This window comes from Curvibacter delicatus NBRC 14919 (assembly GCF_001592265.1).
Classification (GTDB): domain Bacteria; phylum Pseudomonadota; class Gammaproteobacteria; order Burkholderiales; family Burkholderiaceae_C; genus Hylemonella; species Hylemonella delicata.
This window is the reverse complement of record NZ_BCWP01000052.1, coordinates 1-16,712: the sequence shown is the minus strand read 5'-3', so window position 1 is coordinate 16,712 and position 16,712 is coordinate 1. Positions and strand designations below refer to the sequence as shown.

The window sequence follows — 16,712 nt, the reverse complement described above, 5'->3', positions numbered from 1 at the left end:
AAGCCCACAGTGTGTTGCAAGAGCTTCTTGCTAGGCGCGTAACGGCTCTTTAGAACTTGATCAAGGACTGACTCACCCTTACCTGCGCCTATGTGCTTACCCATGTAATCGATAAGCAACTCCTGCTGATCACCTGCGAATGCGGGAAACTGCTCAAGGGCTAGAGCATGTCGAGACGAGAAAATCTCGCTTTCAGGCTCGAACGTTAGGTTGTGAAGAAATGCACAAGAACGCAATCCAACCTGATTTGCGGTGAACACAGAATGCATATCTCGCAAATACTGCTCATATTGCCCAACTTGACGGGATGGATGAAGAATGTCTTTCTTGGAACCAGCAACCCATGTCGTTACACAGCCCTCAGCATTCGATGACTCTACGTTGCTCCATTGCTTCAACTCGACGATAACCGAATAAGGTTTTCCTTCAAGGCTCGTTCCAGTAACCATGCAATCTAACCGGCGGCTTGAGAGAGGCAATTGGTACTCGAGCAAGACTCCGTGATCCAAAAAGCTTCCTTCCTGCAACACAAATGCCATTCGAAATAGGGAGTTCTGCCATGACTGGACCTCTTGATGAGACGGTCTATATCGATACGCTTCCTTGAATGCGCGCTCAAGCTTCCCAGCAATAGCGTTACGTGTGGCATCTATTACAAATTCACGCGCAGACCCTGCGTATAACTGCATGACACTTCCCTTAAATCTTTGTTGATATTGGGCTCGCGGATTTTCAGACGAAAAGTGTCTGGTGCTCCCGGCAATACTGCAAGCCGCCAAAACGTTTGCTGCGGCTCCAGCAGTACTTGCCTTCGTCGTAGCTGATTTTGCCGTGGCAATGAGCACAAATGAGTTTCTTGGCCAATGAGGCGTCCGCCTCTGCAGGCGCGGATGTGCCGGGCGCCACCGCGGGGGCCTGCACCGGCGGCTTGACGACCTGGGCAGTAGCTGCCAACTGAGGCTTGGGTTGCATGAAGTCTGGCAAAGCCAGCAGGTCGGCCGGGCGATGCTGGCGTTTGAGCTTCTCCCCCCATTCTTTGATGGTGTCTTGGCTGCGCATATTGAGCAACGCCTTGAGCACAGTGGCTGTGCCAATGTCGTCTGCAAACTTTTCGTGCCAAGTGGGGAACTGGTCCGCCTTGATGAGGAAAGAAGTGTCAAAAGCCTTGGGGTCGGGCCGGCGGATCACGGCCTTGGGGTGCATCATTACCACGTGGTGAACGTCGGGCTTTTTGTCCAAACGGCCGGTAATTCCCAACCGTTCCAGCAGTTTGAACAACACGCGTTCATGGCGGCGGCTTTGCTCCAAGGGTGAGGGAATGCCGTAAAGGTCGCCGTCGTAGTTGACGGTGAACTCACCGTGGGCGTTGATTTCCAGGTTGCCCGCGTAGTTCTTGGTTTCGATCAGGAAGAAGTACCCCAGACGGCCGATGACCAGGTGGTCGATCTGCGCCACTTCGCCGTCTACCACCAGGCGCAGGTCGTGCAGCAGGACGTGGTTGACACCGTCTTTGAAATGGTTGTCCAGGTAGTAGGCAGATTCGCGCTCGCCCTGGATGCCTTTCTTGTGGCGCTGCAATTCTTCGCGCAGCCATTTCTTTTGCTGGGCATCCAGGTAGCTGGACTTTTGCAGGTCTTCCAGCAGCGCCAAGCGTTTGGTTTTGTCGTCGGCAGACTTGATGAGCACGGTTTCTCCCCTGGCGTTCTTATGCCCCAGACTTTAACGCAGGGTCATACGGGGTTGGCTGTGGGCCGTGTGGGGAAAGCGTTGGGTTGGGGATGTCGCCAACCTCTCCCCCATTGGCGCCTGAATTTCAAGCCTTTTTGGCCGATTACCCTTTTCAAATAAGCGCAAGCAGCTATCAAATCAATAGCAAATTGCGCTCAGCGCTCACACCACCACCGGCTCCGGCTCCAACCGAATCCCAAACCGCTCATACACACTGGTCTGAATCGCCTTCGCCAGCGTCATCACCTCGCCGCCCGTGGCGCCGGATTCGCCGCCCCCGCGGTTCACCAGCACCAGCGCCTGCTTCTCGTACACGCCGGCTTGGCCGATGGACTTGCCCTTCCAGCCGCAGGCGTCGATCAGCCAGCCGGCGGCCAGCTTCACGGTGCCGTCGTCCAGCTGGTAGTGCACGATCTTGGGGTCGCGCGCGATGATGTCGGCGCACTGCTCGGGCGTGACGGTGGGGTTCTTGAAGAAGCTGCCGGCGTTGCCGATGACGGCCGGGTCGGGCAGCTTGGCGCGGCGGATGTCGCAGATCCAGTCGAAGATCTGCTGCGCCGTGGGCTGGTGGTTGCCCGTCTCGGCCATCTTGCGCTCCAGATCGAGGTAGCCCAGCACCGGCTTCCAGGGCTTGGGCAGGCGCAGCCGCACGCGGGTGATGAGCGCGCGGCCCGCCAGCCCCAGGCCGGCCGGGCGGCCGAGCGCTTCGTGTGCCGGCGCGGCGGCGTGTTTGAACACCGAATCGCGGTAGCCGAAGGCGCATTGGGCGGCATTCAGGGTGAAAGCTTGGCCGGTCTGCAGGTCGATGGCGTCGAGTGATTCAAAGCGGTCCTGCAGTTCCACACCGTAGGCGCCGATGTTCTGCACCGGGGCGGCGCCCACGGTGCCGGGAATGAGCGCCATGTTTTCCAGCCCGGGCCAGCCCTGCTCCAGCGTCCAGCGCACGGTCTCGTGCCAGCTCTCGCCGCCGCCCACTTCCACGATCCAGGCGCGCGGGGTGTCTCCCACCAGCCGGCGGCCGGTGATTTCGACCTTGAGCACCACCGGCTTGACGTCGCCGGTCAGCACGATGTTGCTGCCACCACCGAGCACGAATTTCGGTGCTGGGCCGAGTTCGGCATCGGCCAGCACGGCCAACACATCCGCCTCGCTTTTGACCCGGATCAGGGTATGGGCGCGGGCGACGATGCGGAAGGTGTTGTACGGCTGGAGTGGGACGTTTTTCTCGACTAACATTGGCAGGATTGTCTCATTCCCCCAGTTAGCGGAAATTTCAAAATGCCTTCATTCGATACCGTCTGCGAAGCCGACATGGTCAAAGTCAAAAACGGGGTGGACAACTCTGCCAAGGAGATTGCCACCCGTTTCGATTTCAAGGGCACCTCGGCCAGCATTGAGATCAAGGACAAGGAGATCACCGTGATCGGTGATGCCGACTTCCAGCTCGAACAGATTTTCGACGTGCTGCGCAACAAGCTGACCAAGCAGTCGGTGGACGTGCGTTTCCTGGACATCGGCGACCTGCAAAAGATGGGCGGTGACAAGGTCAAGAAAGTCATCAAGGTGCGCAACGGCATCGAGTCCGAGCTGGCCAAGAAGATCCAGCGCCTGATCAAGGACAGCAAGCTCAAGGTGCAGGCCGCCATCCAGGAAGACAAGGTGCGCGTGACCGGCGCCAAGCGCGACGACCTGCAGGCCGCCATGGCCTTGCTGCGCAAGGAAGTCACCGACGTGCCGCTGGACTTCAACAACTTCCGCGACTGATGAAAACCTTGGCCGCGCTGCTGCTGATCTGCGGAGGACTCCTCGCGGGCAGCGGTGCGGCATACGCCCAGTCGGTTGCGCTCTCCGGCCTGCTGGGCACCAAGGCCCTGCTGGTGGTGGATGGCAGTGCACCCAAGAGCGTGGCTGTGGGTGAAACGCACCGCGGCGTCAAGGTGTTGAGCACCACGGCCGACCAGGCGGTGGTGGAGGTGGGCGGCAGCCGGCAAACCCTGCGCATGGGCGAGGCCCCGGTGAACGCCGGCGGGCCGACCCATGGCGCCGAGAACGGCAAGATCGTGCTGCACGCCGGCAGTGGCGGGCATTTCCTGACACCGGGCCAGATCAACGACCGCGCCGTCACCTTTCTGGTGGACACCGGCGCTTCCACGGTGGCCCTGAGCGTGGCGGATGCCGAGCACATTGGCCTGGCCTACAAGTCGGGGCAGCCGGTGCGCGTCAACACCGCCAACGGCGTGGTACCGGGCTGGCTGGTTCAGCTCACGTCTGTGCGCCTGGGGCAGGTGGATGTGCACCAGGTGGATGCCATCGTCTCGCCGGCGGCCATGCCCTACGTGTTGCTGGGCAACAGCTTTCTGACGCGTTTCCAGATGACGCGCACCAATGACCAGTTGGTGCTCGACAAGCGCTATTGAGCAAGCACCCGGCCACTGCGTCATGAGCATCACCGACCAAACCGAATACGAGGACCTGCTGGGTCTTTGGTCTGACCTGGAGGCCGGCCTGGGCATCCTGCTGGGCAGCCCGGCCAGCATCCAGGAGTTCGAGCAGCGCGTCTGGCAGTACGACCGCTGGATGCAGACCCTGCTGGAGCGCGATGCCGACGTTGGCCTGTACCTGCTGTTCCAGCTCTCCACCCACTCCTCGGTGGGTTACAGCGCCTCGCACGCGCTGATCTGCAGCGTGCTGTGCCACCTGATCGCCAGTGAACTCAAGCTCAGCATGCCCGAGCGCAACAGCCTGGTGCATGCGGCCATGACCATGAACATTGCCATGACCGCCCTGCAGGACGAGCTGGCGCTGCAGACCGACCCGCTCACCCCGGAACAGCAGGACGCCATTCGCGGCCACGCAGCCAAGGGTAGCCTGATGCTGGCCAATCTGGGCGTCACTGACGAGCTATGGCTGGAGGTGCTCGCCAACCACCACGACGAGAGCCCGGAGAAAATGGAGTTGCGCCTGTTGCCGCCGCGCAAGCGGCTGGTGAGCATCTTGCGTGCGGTGGACCGTTATGCCGCCATGATTTCGCCGCGCAAGTCGCGTGAAGGCCGAAGCACCACCGAGTCGGTGCGCAGCATCATGAGCAGCACCGCGCCCTACAACGACGCCGTGGGCCACGCCCTGGTGCGCGCCGTGGGCCTGTGCCCGCCGGGCACCTATGTGCGGCTGGAAGACAACGCGATTGCCGTGGTCGTGCGCCGCAACAGCAAGGCCAACCTGCCGCATGTGGCCATCATGACCGATGCGGCCGGCAGCGTGCTGACGCGGCCCCGCCTGCACTGCCCGGCCAATGGCAAGCCGGCACTGAAGGCCGCGCTGGCCAGCGCCATGGTGCGCCAGCGCTTCAACCACCATCTGGCGCTGCAGCTCAGCCTGCAGGCCGCCCTGGCCCAGCCAGCCTAGGGCTGTGCCGGGGTTCAGGCCTTGTCGGCCACCCCGTCTTTTTTCTTCTGCCCGATCTTCGACTCGGTGCCACGCGCCAGGCGGCCGATGTTCTCGGCATGGCGGTAGATCAGCAGCAGCGCCATGACGCTGACGGCAAACAGGATGGGGCCTTCCATGGTCCAGGCCAGGCCGTCACCGAAGATGTAATACACCGGCGCAAACACCGCAGCGGCCAGCGAGGCGAGCGAGGAATAACGGAAGAAGAAGGCCATGATGAGCCAGGTGGCCGCCGTGGCCAGGCCCAGCACCCAGTCCAGCCCGAGCAGCACACCCAATGCCGTGGCCACACCCTTGCCGCCCTGGAAGCGGAAGAACACCGGGTACAGGTGGCCCAGGAAGGCCCCCAGCCCCACCAGGGCCAATGTGCCGGCCTCCAGCCCGTAGGGTTTGCCAAACCAGTGGACCAGCGCCACCGGCAGCCAGCCCTTGGCGGCGTCCAGCAGCAAGGTGGCGATGGCGGCCTTCTTGGAGCCCGAGCGCAGCACGTTGGTAGCACCCGGGTTCTTGCTGCCGTAGGTGCGCGGGTCGTTCAGCCCCATGACGCGGCTGACGATGACGGCAAACGACAGCGACCCGATCAGGTAGGCCACGACGCCTGCGAGTGCGGGGTAGAGGGCAGACAAAGAATCCAAGACAAACTCCTCAGCAACACGGCCCCGACAGGGCCGCATGGGACAACACAAACAGCCCGCTATTCTGCCAGCGCGCACTGCACCGGCTTCGCACCCAGCAGCTGCACGCACACCTGCGGATCGATGCCCACCAGGTAACCGCGCCGCCCGCCGTTGATCAGGATGCGCGGCAGCGCCAGAATGGTCTCTTCAATAAACACCGGCATGGTCTTGCGCGTGCCGAACGGCGAGGTGCCACCCACCAGGTAACCGCTGTGCCGGTTGGCCACCTCGGGCTTGCAGGGCTCCACCGACTTGGCGCCGATCTGGCGCGCCAGGTTCTTGGTCGACACCTTGCGGTTGCCATGCATCAGCACCACCAGCGGCTTGGCGTCCTGGTCCTGCATGATGAGCGTCTTGACCACCGTGAACGGGTCCCAACCCAGCACCGCCGCACTGTGCTGGGCGCCGCCGTGTTCCAGGTACTCGTAGGGGTGCTCGGTGAACGCCACCTGGTTCGCCTTGAGCAACTGGGTGGCCGGGGTTTCGGAAACGTGCTCTTTTTTTGCCATGGGGCGATTGTCCATCGCCTGGGTGCGGCTGGGGCACTTGGGTTGAGTTGGCACGCCGGCTCCGATACGATGCCGCCATGAAGAAATCAAAAAACGGCACGCTCGACAAACTCGGCAAGGACGCGTACTTCGAGCAGCTCGCCCCGCTGCAGCTGGAGCTCAACGACGTGGCGCGCTGGTTGCAGCACACCGGCAAACGCCTTCTGGTGCTGGTCGAGGGCCGCGACACGGCCGGCAAGGGCGGGGTCATCTCGGCCATGGCCGAGACCCTGAACCCGCGCCAGTGCCGCACCGAGGCATTGGCCAAACCCAGCGAGCGCGAGGCGACGCAATGGTATTTCCAGCGTTATGTGCCGCATCTGCCGGCCGCCGGCGAGATCGTGTTCTTTGACCGCAGCTGGTACAACCGCGCCGGTGTCGAGCGCGTGATGGGCTTCTGCTCCGAGAGCGAGACCAAGGCCTTCCTTAAGCAAGCCCCGGTGTTCGAGAAAATGCTGGTCGACGACGGCATCCTGCTTTTCAAGTACTGGCTGACGGTTGACCAGGTCCATCAGGAAGAGCGCTTTGCCGAGCGCCTGGCCGACCCGCTCAAACGCTGGAAGCTCAGCCCGATCGACCTGCAGGCCCGTCAGGAATACGCTGAATACGGCCTGGCGCGCGATGCCATGCTGAAAACCACCCACAAGCCGGCCACCCCCTGGACGCTGGTCGACTTCAATGACCAGCGGCGCGGCCGGCTCACGCTGATCCGCCACCTGCTCGACCACATCCCCGAGCGCCGGGTGCCGGAAACGCGCATCAAGTTCCCGCCGCTTGACCATGCACCGCTGCGCGAACAGTTCGGCACCCCGCTCAAGCCGATCAAAGCAGCCCATTGACGGTTGACCGACGTCCGGCACCGCGGGCGGCAAGCGCCCTGCATGCCACAATCGCCGCCCATGAAACCCGAAGACGACACGCCCGCCCCCGAGACCCCGCCACCACGTTCAGCGCTGCGTCACAGCCTCGCCGAGGACGCGCTGGCCCTGTTGTCGGGCACGGCGCTGATCGCGCTGGCCGTGGCGCTGTTCCAGCATGCCCACCTGCTCAGCGGTGGCACAGCCGGCCTGGCCTTCTTGCTGCACTACGGCATGGGCTGGGGCTTCGGCCCGGTGTTCTTCGTGCTCAACCTGCCCTTTTATGTGCTGGCCTGGCGCCGCATGGACCGCGCCTTCCTCTACAAGACCATGCTGGCCGTGGCGCTGCTGTCGGTGCTGACCGAAATCACGCCGCAGTTCATCCGCTTCGAACACCTGACGCCGCTGTATGCCGCGCTGATCGGCGGCGTGCTGCTGGGGGTGGGCTTCCTCATCCTGTTTCGCCACCGCGCCAGCCTGGGCGGTGTCGGCATCCTGGCCTTCTGGCTGCAGGAGACTCGCGGCTGGCGCGCCGGCCATGTGCAGATGGCGGTGGACACGCTCATCCTGCTGCTGGCGCTCATCACCGCACCGCTGACGCAGGTGGCCTTGTCCGTGGTCGGCGCCGTGGTGCTGAACCTGACACTGGCGATCAACCACCGCGCCGGGCGCTACATCGCTAACTGATCACACCGCCGGGTCGCGCAGTTCCTTGCGGATGGCGTCGATCGCCGCCAGCAACTCGGGGCTGAGCGTGGTGCCCCAGGCGTCCAGGTCTTCCTCCAGCTGCGCCAGCGACGTGACGCCGATGATGGTGCTGGCCACCTGCCACTTGGTGTAGCAGAAGGCCAGGGCCATGCGCGTGGGCGTGAGACCGTGCTCGCGTGCCAGGGCGTTGTAGCGCCGGGCCGCCTCCAGGGCCTCAGGCCGGCCCCAGCGCTGCTTGCGCACGCTCTCGAACTTGGCAATGCGCCCGTCCTGCGGCGCCTGCGGGCCGGTGAAGCCGCTGGCGTCGTACTTGCCGGTCAGCAGGCCGAAACCCAGCGGCGAATAGGCCAGCAGCGACACGCCCAGGCGGTGCAGCGTCTCGTCCAGCGCGTTCTCCACCGTGCGGTTGACCAGGCAATACGGGTTCTGCACCGTGGCTACGCGCGGCAGGCCATGCGCTTCAGCCAGGCGCACGAACTCGTGCACGCCGTAGGGCGTTTCGTTCGACAGGCCAATGGCGCGCACCTTGCCGGCCTGAACCAGCTGGCCCAGTGCCTCAAGCTGCTCATGGATGGAACTGGTCGCGGGGTCGTCCTTGGCCGGGTCGAAGTACATCATGCCGAAAGCCGGCACGTGGCGCACCGGCCAGTGGATCTGGTAGAGGTCGATGACGTCGGTCTGCAGGCGCTTGAGGCTGTCGTTGCAGGCGGCCACGATGTCGGCACCGGTGAGGTTGGTGCTGCCGTTGCGGATCCAGGGCATGCCGCGCGAGGGGCCGGCCACCTTGGTGGCCAGCACCATCTGCTGGCGTGCGCCGGGGCGGCTGGCAAACCAGTTGCCGATGATTTTTTCGGTGGCGTTGTAGGTGTCGGCGCGGGCCGGCACCGAGTACATCTCGGCCGTATCCAGGAAGTTGACGCCGCGTGCCAAGGCCCGGTCGAGGATGGCATGGGCGTCGGCCTCATTGACCTGTTCGCCAAAGGTCATGGTGCCCAGGCAGATGGGTGTCACATGCAGATCGCTTTGGCCGAGCTGGATGGTTTTCATGAATGCGTGATCTCCGGTGCAGATGTCAAGGCGAGAAGTGTAGGAGGTTCAGTGCCAAGGCGCCGGACTGCGGTCCAGCGCCGCCAGCCGACGCACCACACGCGGCATTTCGCGCGCGATGAGGCGCTTTTCGTGCACCTGCCAGATGGCCCGCAATGCCGCGCCGGCCTTGAATTTCCGCAGTGTCTGGCCGGCCACCGCCGCATCATTGAGCTCGCCTAGCGCCTGCTGGAGTTTCTCCAACTGCGTCAGGTAGCGACGGCTGAGCTTTTGCGGCCAGAGACTGGCCCACACATCCGTCAGATAGCGCAGGCGTTTGACGGCAATGCGCAGGCGGTGCCTCTGCGCGGGTGTCAGACGCTTCGGATGACGCGCAGCACGCATCAGCCGCGCATGCGCTTTTCGGAGTTGTGCCTTTGCCACTTGGGTCAGGGCTTGCCGGGTGCCGGCCAGTGCCGTCGCGGCCTCCTCGCCCGCCAAACGTTCGGCCAGCAGAAAGACGGGGCCGCCGCCGGTTTTTTCCGGCAGCGCTGCCATGGCGGCATAAGCCGCCACGCACCTCGCCTTGGCACGGATCTCCACGGCCGTCAGTGCGGGAAGCAGCTCAGGGCCTGTCTCGCGCCGTAGAGTGTCCAGGGTCACCCACCGAAAGATATCGGCATCGCGCACCTCGCCGAGCCTTTGGTTCAGCACCCGTAGCGATGCCTCCAGGGTCTGCAGGCTCTCGCGCCATGCGGGGACTTCGGACAGGTCTTCGAAGGCATGAATCAAGGTGCGCAGGCGACGCACGGACACGCGCGCCTGGTGCACGAACTCGGGCTCCTGAGGCCCGGCGTGGCTCAGGTTGTGCCGCAATGCCTGCAAGGGCCCCGCCAGTGCCATTCTGAAAGCGTCGGCCACCGACAGCTGGGGATCAAGCTGAGGCAGGGATGCGGTCAGCACGGACGACGTCCCCCGCTTGTGTTCGGGCGCGCTCATGGACTCATGAATTGCGCGCCCGCTCCTCCTCCCGCAGCCGCAGCACGCGCCGCTGCAGTTTGCCGGTGGTGGTCATGGGCAGGGCATCGATGAACTCGATCTCCTTCGGGTATTCGTAGGGGGCCAGCTTGCCTTTCACGTGGCGCTGCAGGTCGATCACCAGCCGCGTTTCCCATTCGCTGCGCGAGAGCGGCTCGTCGTCACGCTCGGCCATGGCATCGGGCGTGAGCACCACATAGGCCTTGACCACGGCACCGCGCTCGGCATCCGGCTTGGGCACCACGGCGGCATTGGCCACCGCCGGGTGCTTGACCAGGCAGTTCTCGATCTCGCCCGGGCCGATACGGTAGCCCGCCGCCTTGAACATGTCGTCGGCGCGGCCCTGGTACCAGAGGTAACCGTCTTCGTCGCGCAGCGCCAGGTCACCGGTACGGCACCAGTCGCCGGTGAACTTGGCACGGGTGGCGTCCTCGTTCTTCCAGTAGCCGAGGAAAAAGATCGGATCCGGTGTGCCATGCACGTCGAAGCGGTTCAGCGCCACATCGCCCACCACGCCCACCGGGCATTCACGGCCGTCCTCGTCGATCACCGCCACCCGATGGCCGGGATAACCTTTGCCCATGCTGCCCGGCTTGGCGGGATAAAAGATGCTGCAGTTGCCGACGATGTAGTTGACCTCGGTCTGGCCGAACATCTCGTTCACCGTCACGCCGAGTTCCTGCTGGCAATAGCCGAACACGGCGTCACCCACCGCCTCGCCGGCGCTCATGATGGCCTGCAGCTTGAGCTTGAAGAACTGGCGCGGCTGCGGGAAGGCCTTCATCATGGCCTTGAGCGCGGTGGGAAAGAGAAAGGTGTGCGTGACGTCGTACTTCTGCATCAGCTCAAACGCCACCTGCGGGCTGAAGCGGCCGTTGTAGGCCACGATAGGGCGGCCGAAGTAGAGCGTGGGCAAGAGCGCATCCATCAATCCCCCAGTCCAGGCCCAGTCTGCCGGCGACCAGAAAACGCTGTGCGTTTCTGGCTGCGGCAGGCTGGGCGTTGCCCCTTTTGTGTTCGCCCCCTCCCCACCCAGCCCACTGCCCGGGTTGAAACCAAACCAGTTCTGGCTGCAGACGAAACCGGTCAGGTTGCCGATCAAGGCGCGGTGCGGAATCAGCGCGCCCTTGGGGTTGCCGGTGGTGCCGCTGGTGTAGATCAGCACCGCCGGGTCGTCGGCACGTGTGGCCACCGGCACATGCTCGGGCGGCTGCTCGGCCAGGATGGCGGCGTAATCGAGGTCGGCCATGGCGTCAGCGCCTTCGCCCACGCCGATCACATGGCGCAGGGCTTCGCAGGTGCCGCGCACTTCCAGGATGTTCATGATGGCGCTGCTGTCGCAGATCACCACCGCGGCATCACTGTCCTTCAGCCGGTATTCGAGCGCCTCCGGCCCGAACAGCTGGGACAGCGGCACCGCCACCGCCCCCATCTGCAGCACCGCCATGTAGGCCACCGCGGTCTCGAAGCGCTGTGGCAAAACGATGGCCACCCGGTCGCCCTTGCCCACACGCAACGACGCCAACGCACCCGACAGACGGTTGGCCTGGTGCTGCAGCTCGGCATAGGTATGAAATCGGGGTGTAACCCCCGCTCCATCTGCGTAAACAGCTATTCTTTTGGTAGCATCCGGCGCTTGCGCCCAGCGCCGCGAGCAGACCTCGGCGATGTTGAAGCTGTCGGGCACCAGCCAGCGGAACTGGCTGTGGAGCTGCTGGTAATTGTCCCGGGCTTGACTGGTGCGCACGATGAGCCTCCTTATGATGGTCCGAATGTACCAAGCCCAAAGAACTTTCAACAGCGAATTTGTCCCGATCCGCCACCTGCAGTACCACGTGTGCCGCTGGGGCGCCCCTGCCTCCGAATTGCCGCCGCTGGTGCTGATGCACGGCTGGATGGACGTCGGTGCCTCCTACCAGTTCATGGTGGACGCCTTCAGCGACGCCTTCATGCAGGGCCGCACCATCATCGCGCCTGACTGGCGCGGCTTCGGGTTGACTGAAACGCCGGGGCACGACAACTACTGGTTCCCCGACTACCTGGCCGATTTGGATTTCCTGCTCGACCACTACGCCCCGGGCCAGGCGGTGGACCTGGTGGGCCACAGCATGGGCGGCAACGTGGTCATGCTTTATGCCGGCAGCCGGCCCGAGCGCATCCGCCGCCTGGTCAACCTGGAAGGCTTCGGCATGCCGGCGACCCAGCCGTCGCAGGCGCCCGGACGCTACGCCAAGTGGCTGGATGAGCTGAAAAGCCTGCACCGCGGCGAGATGGCGCTCAAGACCTATGACGACGCCACCGGCGTGGCGCGCCGCCTCATGAAAACCAACCCGCGCCTGAGCGAAGACAAGGCGCAGTGGCTGGCGCAGCACTGGGCCCGGCCCAATGCGCAGGGCCAATGGGAGATCCTGGGCGACGCGGCGCACAAGATCATCAACGCCCAGCTCTACCGGGTGGACGAGGTGCTGGCCATCTACCAGCGCATCAGTGCGCCGGTGCTGGCGGTGGAGGCCAGCGACAACCAGATGGACCAGTGGTGGCAGGGCAAGTACACGCTGGCCGAGTACCACGAGCGCCTGAAGCACGTGCCGCAGCTGACGCAGGCGCTGATCGGGGACGCCGGCCACATGCTGCACCACGACCAGCCCGAGCAGCTGGCGGCCTTGATCGAAAACTTCGTTGCATGAGCACCTGCGTGCCTGCCGTGAAATTAATGTGAACAGGCCCTAACTTTTCAGTGAAAAGCCACGTGGCAACTTAAAATACGCGGTTTGGGGCAAAAACCGCAGCAAGCCCGCTGCCGCACGCCCCCGCCCCCGCCCCGCACAGAACACAGGATTTCATCATGGACGCAGAACAGATCAATGCCATCGGTACCAAACTCGCCGACCTGAGCCAGCGCACGGTCGAGCTACGGAGGTATCTTTGACTACGATGCCAAGGCTGAACGGCTGAGGACGGTCAACGCTTCGCTGGAAGACCCGGCGGTCTGGAACGACCCCAAACGCGCCCAGGAACTGGGCAAGGAAAAGAAGAGCCTGGACGATGTGGTCGTGACGCTTGACAGCCTGTCGAGCGAGCTGTCCGACAACGCCGAGCTGTACGAGATGAGCAAGGCCGACGGCGACGAGTCCAGCCTGCAGACCATTGAGGCCGAAGCCGCCAAGCTCTCCGAGATCGTGGAGAAGCTGGAGTTCCGCCGCATGTTCAACAACCCGGCCGACCCGCTGCCCGCCTTCCTGGACATCCAGGCCGGCGCCGGCGGCACCGAGGCCTGCGACTGGGCCAGCATGCTGCTGCGCCAGTACCTGAAGTACGCCGAGCGCAAGGGCTTCAAGGCCACGGTGGAAGAAGAAACCCCGGGTGACACGGCCGGCATCAAGAGCGCTTCGATCAAGATCGAGGGCGACTACGCCTTCGGCTTGCTGCGCACCGAGACCGGCGTGCACCGTCTGGTGCGCAAGTCGCCGTTCGATTCGTCCGGCGGGCGCCACACCAGCTTTGCCAGCGTGTTCGTCTACCCGGAAATCGACGACACGATCGAGATCGAGATCAACCCGGCCGATGTGCGCACCGACACCTTCCGCGCCAGCGGCGCCGGTGGCCAGCACATCAACAAGACCGACTCGGCTGTGCGTCTGACGCACATCCCCACCGGCATCGTGGTGCAGTGCCAGGACGGCCGCAGCCAGCACAGCAACCGCGACGTGGCGTGGAAGCGCCTGCGCAGCCGCCTGTACGACCACGAGATGCGCAAGCGCCAGGAAGAGCAGCAGAAGCTGGAAGACAGCAAGACCGACGTGGGCTGGGGCCACCAGATCCGCTCCTACGTGCTGGACCAGAGCCGCATCAAGGACCTGCGCACCAACTACGAGACCTCGGCCACCCAGAAAGTGCTGGACGGCGACCTCGACCCCTTCATTGAAGCCTCCCTGAAACAAGGCGTTTAAGGAATCACCATGCGTGAAGGACAAGCCAGCGTCATCCGGCGCGAAGACTACACCGCACCGGCGTTCTGGATCGACACCGTCGACCTGACGTTCGACCTTGACCCGGCCAAGACCCGCGTGCTCAACAAGATGACGCTGCGCCGCAACCCGGACGTGGCAGCCCAGCCGCTGCGGCTGGACGGCGAGGAGCTGAACCTGGCACGCGTGCTGGTCAACGGCCAGGGCACTTCGTTCAAGATGGACGGCAACCAGTTGGTGCTGGAGAACCTGCCGGCCGAAGGCCCGATCGAGCTGGAAATCTTCACCACCTGCAACCCGGCGAAGAATACCAAGCTCATGGGCCTGTACGTGAGCAACGAGTCCTTCTTCACGCAGTGCGAGGCCGAGGGTTTCCGCCGCATCACCTACTTCCTGGACCGGCCCGATGTCATGGCCAGCTACAGCGTGACGCTGCGCGCCGACAAGGCCAAGTACCCGGTGCTGCTGTCCAACGGCAATCTGGTGGAACAGGGCGCGCTGGAAGACGGCCCCAATGGCCCAAGACATTTCGCCAAGTGGGTCGACCCGCACAAGAAACCCTGCTACCTGTTCGCCTTGGTGGCAGGCCAGCTGGTGGCGCGCGAGCAGCGCATCACCTCGCGCGCCGGCCGCGAGCACCTGCTGCAGGTCTATGTGCGTCCGGGCGACCTCGACAAGACCGAGCACGCCATGAACTCGCTCATGGCCTCGGTGGCCTGGGACGAGGCACGCTTCGGCCTCTCGCTCGACCTGGAGCGTTTCATGATCGTCGCCACCAGCGACTTCAACATGGGCGCGATGGAAAACAAGGGCCTGAACATCTTCAACACCAAGTACGTGTTGGCGAACCAGGCCACTGCCACCGACGCCGACTACGCCAACATCGAGAGCGTGGTGGGCCATGAGTACTTCCACAACTGGACCGGCAACCGCGTCACCTGCCGCGACTGGTTCCAGCTGAGCCTGAAGGAAGGCCTGACCGTCTTCCGCGACCAGGAGTTCAGCCAGGACCTGGCGGGCGACCTGTCGGCCCGCGCCGTCAAACGCATCGAAGACGTGCGGGTGCTGCGCACCGCCCAGTTCCCGGAAGATGCCGGCCCAATGGCGCACCCGGTGCGGCCCGACAGCTACATCGAGATCAACAACTTCTACACCGTCACCATCTACGAGAAGGGCGCTGAAGTCGTTCGCATGACGCAGACGCTGGTGGGACGCGACGGTTTCGCCAAGGGCATGGCACGCTACTTCGAGCGCCACGATGGCCAGGCCGTCACCTGCGACGACTTCGCCAGCGCCATTGCCGATGCCAACCCTGACTCCGACCTGGCACGCCTGCTGCCGCAGTTCAAGCGCTGGTACAGCCAGGCCGGCACACCGCGCGTACAGGCCAGCGGCAGCTATGACGCCGGCAGCCGCAGCTACACCCTGACTCTGTCGCAAAGCTGCGCCCCCACGCCGGGCCAGGCCAGCAAAGAGCCCTTCGTCATCCCGGTCAACCTCGGCCTGATCACGGTCGACGGTCGTTCGCTGCCGCTGCAACTCGAGGGTGAGGCCGAAGCCGGCCCGAGCTCACGCACCATTGTGCTGACCGAAGCGTCCCTGACGCTGCGCTTCGTCAACATCGAAACCGAGCCGGTGCCCTCGCTGCTGCGCGGTTTCAGCGCCCCGGTGGTGCTGGCCTGCGACTACACCGACGCCCAGCTGCTGACCCTGCTGGCGCACGACACCGACCCGTTCAACCGCTGGGAAGCCGGCCAGCGCCTGGGCCTCAAGCGTGCGCTGCACTTCATCAACAGCCCGGCCCAGCCGGGCGAGGCCAAGGTGCTGGATGCCGCCTACATCGAGGCCATGCGCCAGGTGCTGCGCCACCCGACACTGGACGCCGCCTTCAAGGAACTGGTGCTCACGCTGCCGGCCGAAACCTACATTGCCGAGCAGCTCGACGTGGTGGACCCGCAGCGCGTGCATGCCGTACGCGAAGCCATGCGCGAGCAACTGGCACTGGAACTGCTGCACGACTGGCAATGGGCCTATGAAACGCACCATGACAGTGGCGGCTATCGTCCCGACCCGGTGTCCACCGGCCGCCGCTCGCTCACCGGCATGGCGCTCACCATGCTGTGCCTGGCCGCGCGCGACACCGGCGACGTGGTCTGGCCCGGCAAGACCTACCAGCGCTTCAAGGACGCCGGCAACATGACCGACCGCTTCAATGCGCTGAATGCACTGGTCAACAGTGGTCACGAGCTGGCAGCACCGGCGCTGGAGCGCTTCCATGCCCAGTTCAAGGGCGAGGCCCTGGTGCTGGACAAGTGGTTCGCCCTGCAGGCCGGCACCTGCGACCGCGGCGGCCAGGTACTGCCGGCCGTGCGCCAGCTGATGGCGCACCCCGACTTCAACCTGCGCAACCCGAACCGCGCCCGCAGCCTGATCTTCAGCTACTGCAGCGCCAACCCGGGCGCCTTCCACCGCCCTGACGCCGCCGGCTACGTGTTCTGGAGCGAGCGTGTGATGGAGCTCGACGCCATCAACCCGCAGGTCGCCGCCCGCCTGGCGCGTGCGCTGGACCGCTGGAAGAAGCTGGCCGAGCCTTACCGCAGTGCCGCGCGCGAAGCGATTGCCCGTGTGGCCGCCAAGCCCGACCTGAGCAACGATGTGCGCGAAGTCGTCAGCCACGCCCTCGCGGATTGATATGAAACACCCCCAGGCTGCGCGCAC

Annotated in this window: 16 protein-coding genes; 8 read left to right on the top strand and 8 right to left on the bottom strand. The window is 64.3% G+C overall.

Features of this window, described 5'->3' with window-relative positions; translation table 11 throughout:
* From CDE01S_RS18575 to murB, 3 genes are all read right to left on the bottom strand, one after another.
* On the bottom strand, positions 1–689 hold a 689-nt coding region (locus CDE01S_RS18575; RefSeq protein ID WP_218016536.1), incomplete at its 3' end, for a hypothetical protein.
* Positions 690–732: 43 nt separating this feature from the next.
* The gene (locus CDE01S_RS16780) at positions 733–1,686 is read right to left on the bottom strand and encodes a nuclease-related domain-containing protein (RefSeq protein ID WP_066710321.1); all 954 of its coding nucleotides are present in this window, start codon (positions 1,684–1,686) and stop codon (positions 733–735) included.
* A 204-nt stretch (positions 1,687–1,890) separates the two neighbouring features.
* On the bottom strand, positions 1,891–2,964 hold the full coding sequence (gene murB / locus CDE01S_RS16775) for a UDP-N-acetylmuramate dehydrogenase (protein WP_066710318.1): 1,074 nt from the start codon (positions 2,962–2,964) through the stop codon (positions 1,891–1,893).
* 42 nt (positions 2,965–3,006) lie between these two features.
* Here murB and CDE01S_RS16770 point away from each other — a divergent pair, with 42 nt between their 5' ends.
* From CDE01S_RS16770 to CDE01S_RS16760, 3 genes are read left to right on the top strand one after another with little or no spacing between them, the layout of a single operon-like run.
* Entirely contained in the window at positions 3,007–3,492 is a 486-nt protein-coding gene (locus CDE01S_RS16770) for a YajQ family cyclic di-GMP-binding protein (protein WP_066710313.1), read from the top strand.
* On the top strand, positions 3,492–4,145 hold the full coding sequence (locus tag CDE01S_RS16765) for a retropepsin-like aspartic protease family protein (RefSeq protein WP_066710309.1): 654 nt from the start codon (positions 3,492–3,494) through the stop codon (positions 4,143–4,145). Before CDE01S_RS16770 ends, CDE01S_RS16765 begins: the two co-directional genes overlap by 1 nt.
* 22 nt (positions 4,146–4,167) lie before the next feature.
* Positions 4,168–5,133, top strand: a complete 966-nt coding sequence (locus tag CDE01S_RS16760) for an HD-GYP domain-containing protein (protein ID WP_066710306.1) — start codon at positions 4,168–4,170, stop codon at positions 5,131–5,133.
* Between the two features lie 14 nt (positions 5,134–5,147).
* Here CDE01S_RS16760 and plsY read toward each other — a convergent pair whose 3' ends face one another.
* Positions 5,148–5,798 carry a glycerol-3-phosphate 1-O-acyltransferase PlsY gene (gene plsY, locus CDE01S_RS16755; protein WP_066710326.1) on the bottom strand — a complete coding sequence of 217 codons (651 nt, stop codon included), beginning with the start codon at positions 5,796–5,798 and terminating at the stop codon, positions 5,148–5,150.
* A gap of 68 nt (positions 5,799–5,866) precedes the next feature.
* The gene (locus CDE01S_RS16750) at positions 5,867–6,358 is read right to left on the bottom strand and encodes an aminoacyl-tRNA deacylase (protein ID WP_066710304.1); all 492 of its coding nucleotides are present in this window, start codon (positions 6,356–6,358) and stop codon (positions 5,867–5,869) included.
* 77 nt (positions 6,359–6,435) lie between these two features.
* Here CDE01S_RS16750 and ppk2 point away from each other — a divergent pair, with 77 nt between their 5' ends.
* Positions 6,436–7,236, top strand: a complete 801-nt coding sequence (gene ppk2 / locus CDE01S_RS16745; protein WP_066710301.1) for a polyphosphate kinase 2 — start codon at positions 6,436–6,438, stop codon at positions 7,234–7,236.
* Positions 7,237–7,296: 60 nt separating this feature from the next.
* Positions 7,297–7,941 carry a YitT family protein gene (locus CDE01S_RS16740; RefSeq protein ID WP_066710299.1) on the top strand — a complete coding sequence of 215 codons (645 nt, stop codon included), beginning with the start codon at positions 7,297–7,299 and terminating at the stop codon, positions 7,939–7,941.
* On the opposite strand, the gene CDE01S_RS16735 is transcribed toward CDE01S_RS16740, so the two are convergent.
* The 3 genes from CDE01S_RS16735 to CDE01S_RS16725 are packed head-to-tail and all read right to left on the bottom strand — an operon-like array spanning position 7,942 to position 11,773.
* The gene (locus CDE01S_RS16735) at positions 7,942–9,009 is read right to left on the bottom strand and encodes an aldo/keto reductase (RefSeq protein WP_066710292.1); all 1,068 of its coding nucleotides are present in this window, start codon (positions 9,007–9,009) and stop codon (positions 7,942–7,944) included.
* 48 nt (positions 9,010–9,057) lie between these two features.
* A complete protein-coding gene (locus CDE01S_RS16730) occupies positions 9,058–9,987 on the bottom strand; it encodes a CHAD domain-containing protein (RefSeq protein ID WP_066710290.1) in 930 nt (309 codons plus the stop codon).
* Between the two features lie 4 nt (positions 9,988–9,991).
* Positions 9,992–11,773, bottom strand: coding sequence for an acetate--CoA ligase (locus CDE01S_RS16725; RefSeq protein WP_066710288.1), 1,782 nt, complete (start codon positions 11,771–11,773; stop codon positions 9,992–9,994).
* 25 nt (positions 11,774–11,798) lie between these two features.
* On the opposite strand from CDE01S_RS16725, the gene CDE01S_RS16720 reads away from it, so the two are divergent.
* From CDE01S_RS16720 to pepN, 3 genes are all read left to right on the top strand, one after another.
* Complete coding sequence (locus CDE01S_RS16720) at positions 11,799–12,713, top strand: alpha/beta fold hydrolase (RefSeq protein ID WP_066710284.1); 915 nt, start codon at positions 11,799–11,801, stop codon at positions 12,711–12,713.
* A 158-nt stretch (positions 12,714–12,871) separates the two neighbouring features.
* Positions 12,872–13,976, top strand: a protein-coding gene (prfB, locus tag CDE01S_RS16715; RefSeq protein WP_157077169.1) for a peptide chain release factor 2 whose coding sequence is annotated in 2 segments (ribosomal slippage) — positions 12,872–12,952 and positions 12,954–13,976 — 1,104 coding nt in all. Because the reading frame shifts where the segments join, the coding sequence is not laid out codon by codon here.
* Positions 13,977–13,985: 9 nt separating this feature from the next.
* A complete protein-coding gene (gene pepN, locus CDE01S_RS16710; protein WP_066710280.1) occupies positions 13,986–16,685 on the top strand; it encodes an aminopeptidase N in 2,700 nt (899 codons plus the stop codon).
* Positions 16,686–16,712: the final 27 nt, after the last annotated feature.

Excerpts from the sequence above, each read along its gene's own strand:
- murB (WP_066710318.1), bottom strand. The coding sequence starts at position 2,964 with ATGTTAGTCGAGAAAAACGTCCCACTCCAGCCGTACAACACCTTCCGC.
- CDE01S_RS16770 (WP_066710313.1), top strand. The coding sequence starts at position 3,007 with ATGCCTTCATTCGATACCGTCTGCGAAGCCGACATGGTCAAAGTCAAA.
- CDE01S_RS16765 (WP_066710309.1), top strand. The coding sequence starts at position 3,492 with ATGAAAACCTTGGCCGCGCTGCTGCTGATCTGCGGAGGACTCCTCGCG.
- CDE01S_RS16760 (WP_066710306.1), top strand. The coding sequence starts at position 4,168 with ATGAGCATCACCGACCAAACCGAATACGAGGACCTGCTGGGTCTTTGG.
- CDE01S_RS16750 (WP_066710304.1), bottom strand. The coding sequence starts at position 6,358 with ATGGCAAAAAAAGAGCACGTTTCCGAAACCCCGGCCACCCAGTTGCTC.
- ppk2 (WP_066710301.1), top strand. The coding sequence starts at position 6,436 with ATGAAGAAATCAAAAAACGGCACGCTCGACAAACTCGGCAAGGACGCG.
- CDE01S_RS16740 (WP_066710299.1), top strand. The coding sequence starts at position 7,297 with ATGAAACCCGAAGACGACACGCCCGCCCCCGAGACCCCGCCACCACGT.
- CDE01S_RS16735 (WP_066710292.1), bottom strand. The coding sequence starts at position 9,009 with ATGAAAACCATCCAGCTCGGCCAAAGCGATCTGCATGTGACACCCATC.
- CDE01S_RS16730 (WP_066710290.1), bottom strand. The coding sequence starts at position 9,987 with ATGAGCGCGCCCGAACACAAGCGGGGGACGTCGTCCGTGCTGACCGCA.
- CDE01S_RS16720 (WP_066710284.1), top strand. The coding sequence starts at position 11,799 with ATGTACCAAGCCCAAAGAACTTTCAACAGCGAATTTGTCCCGATCCGC.
- pepN (WP_066710280.1), top strand. The coding sequence starts at position 13,986 with ATGCGTGAAGGACAAGCCAGCGTCATCCGGCGCGAAGACTACACCGCA.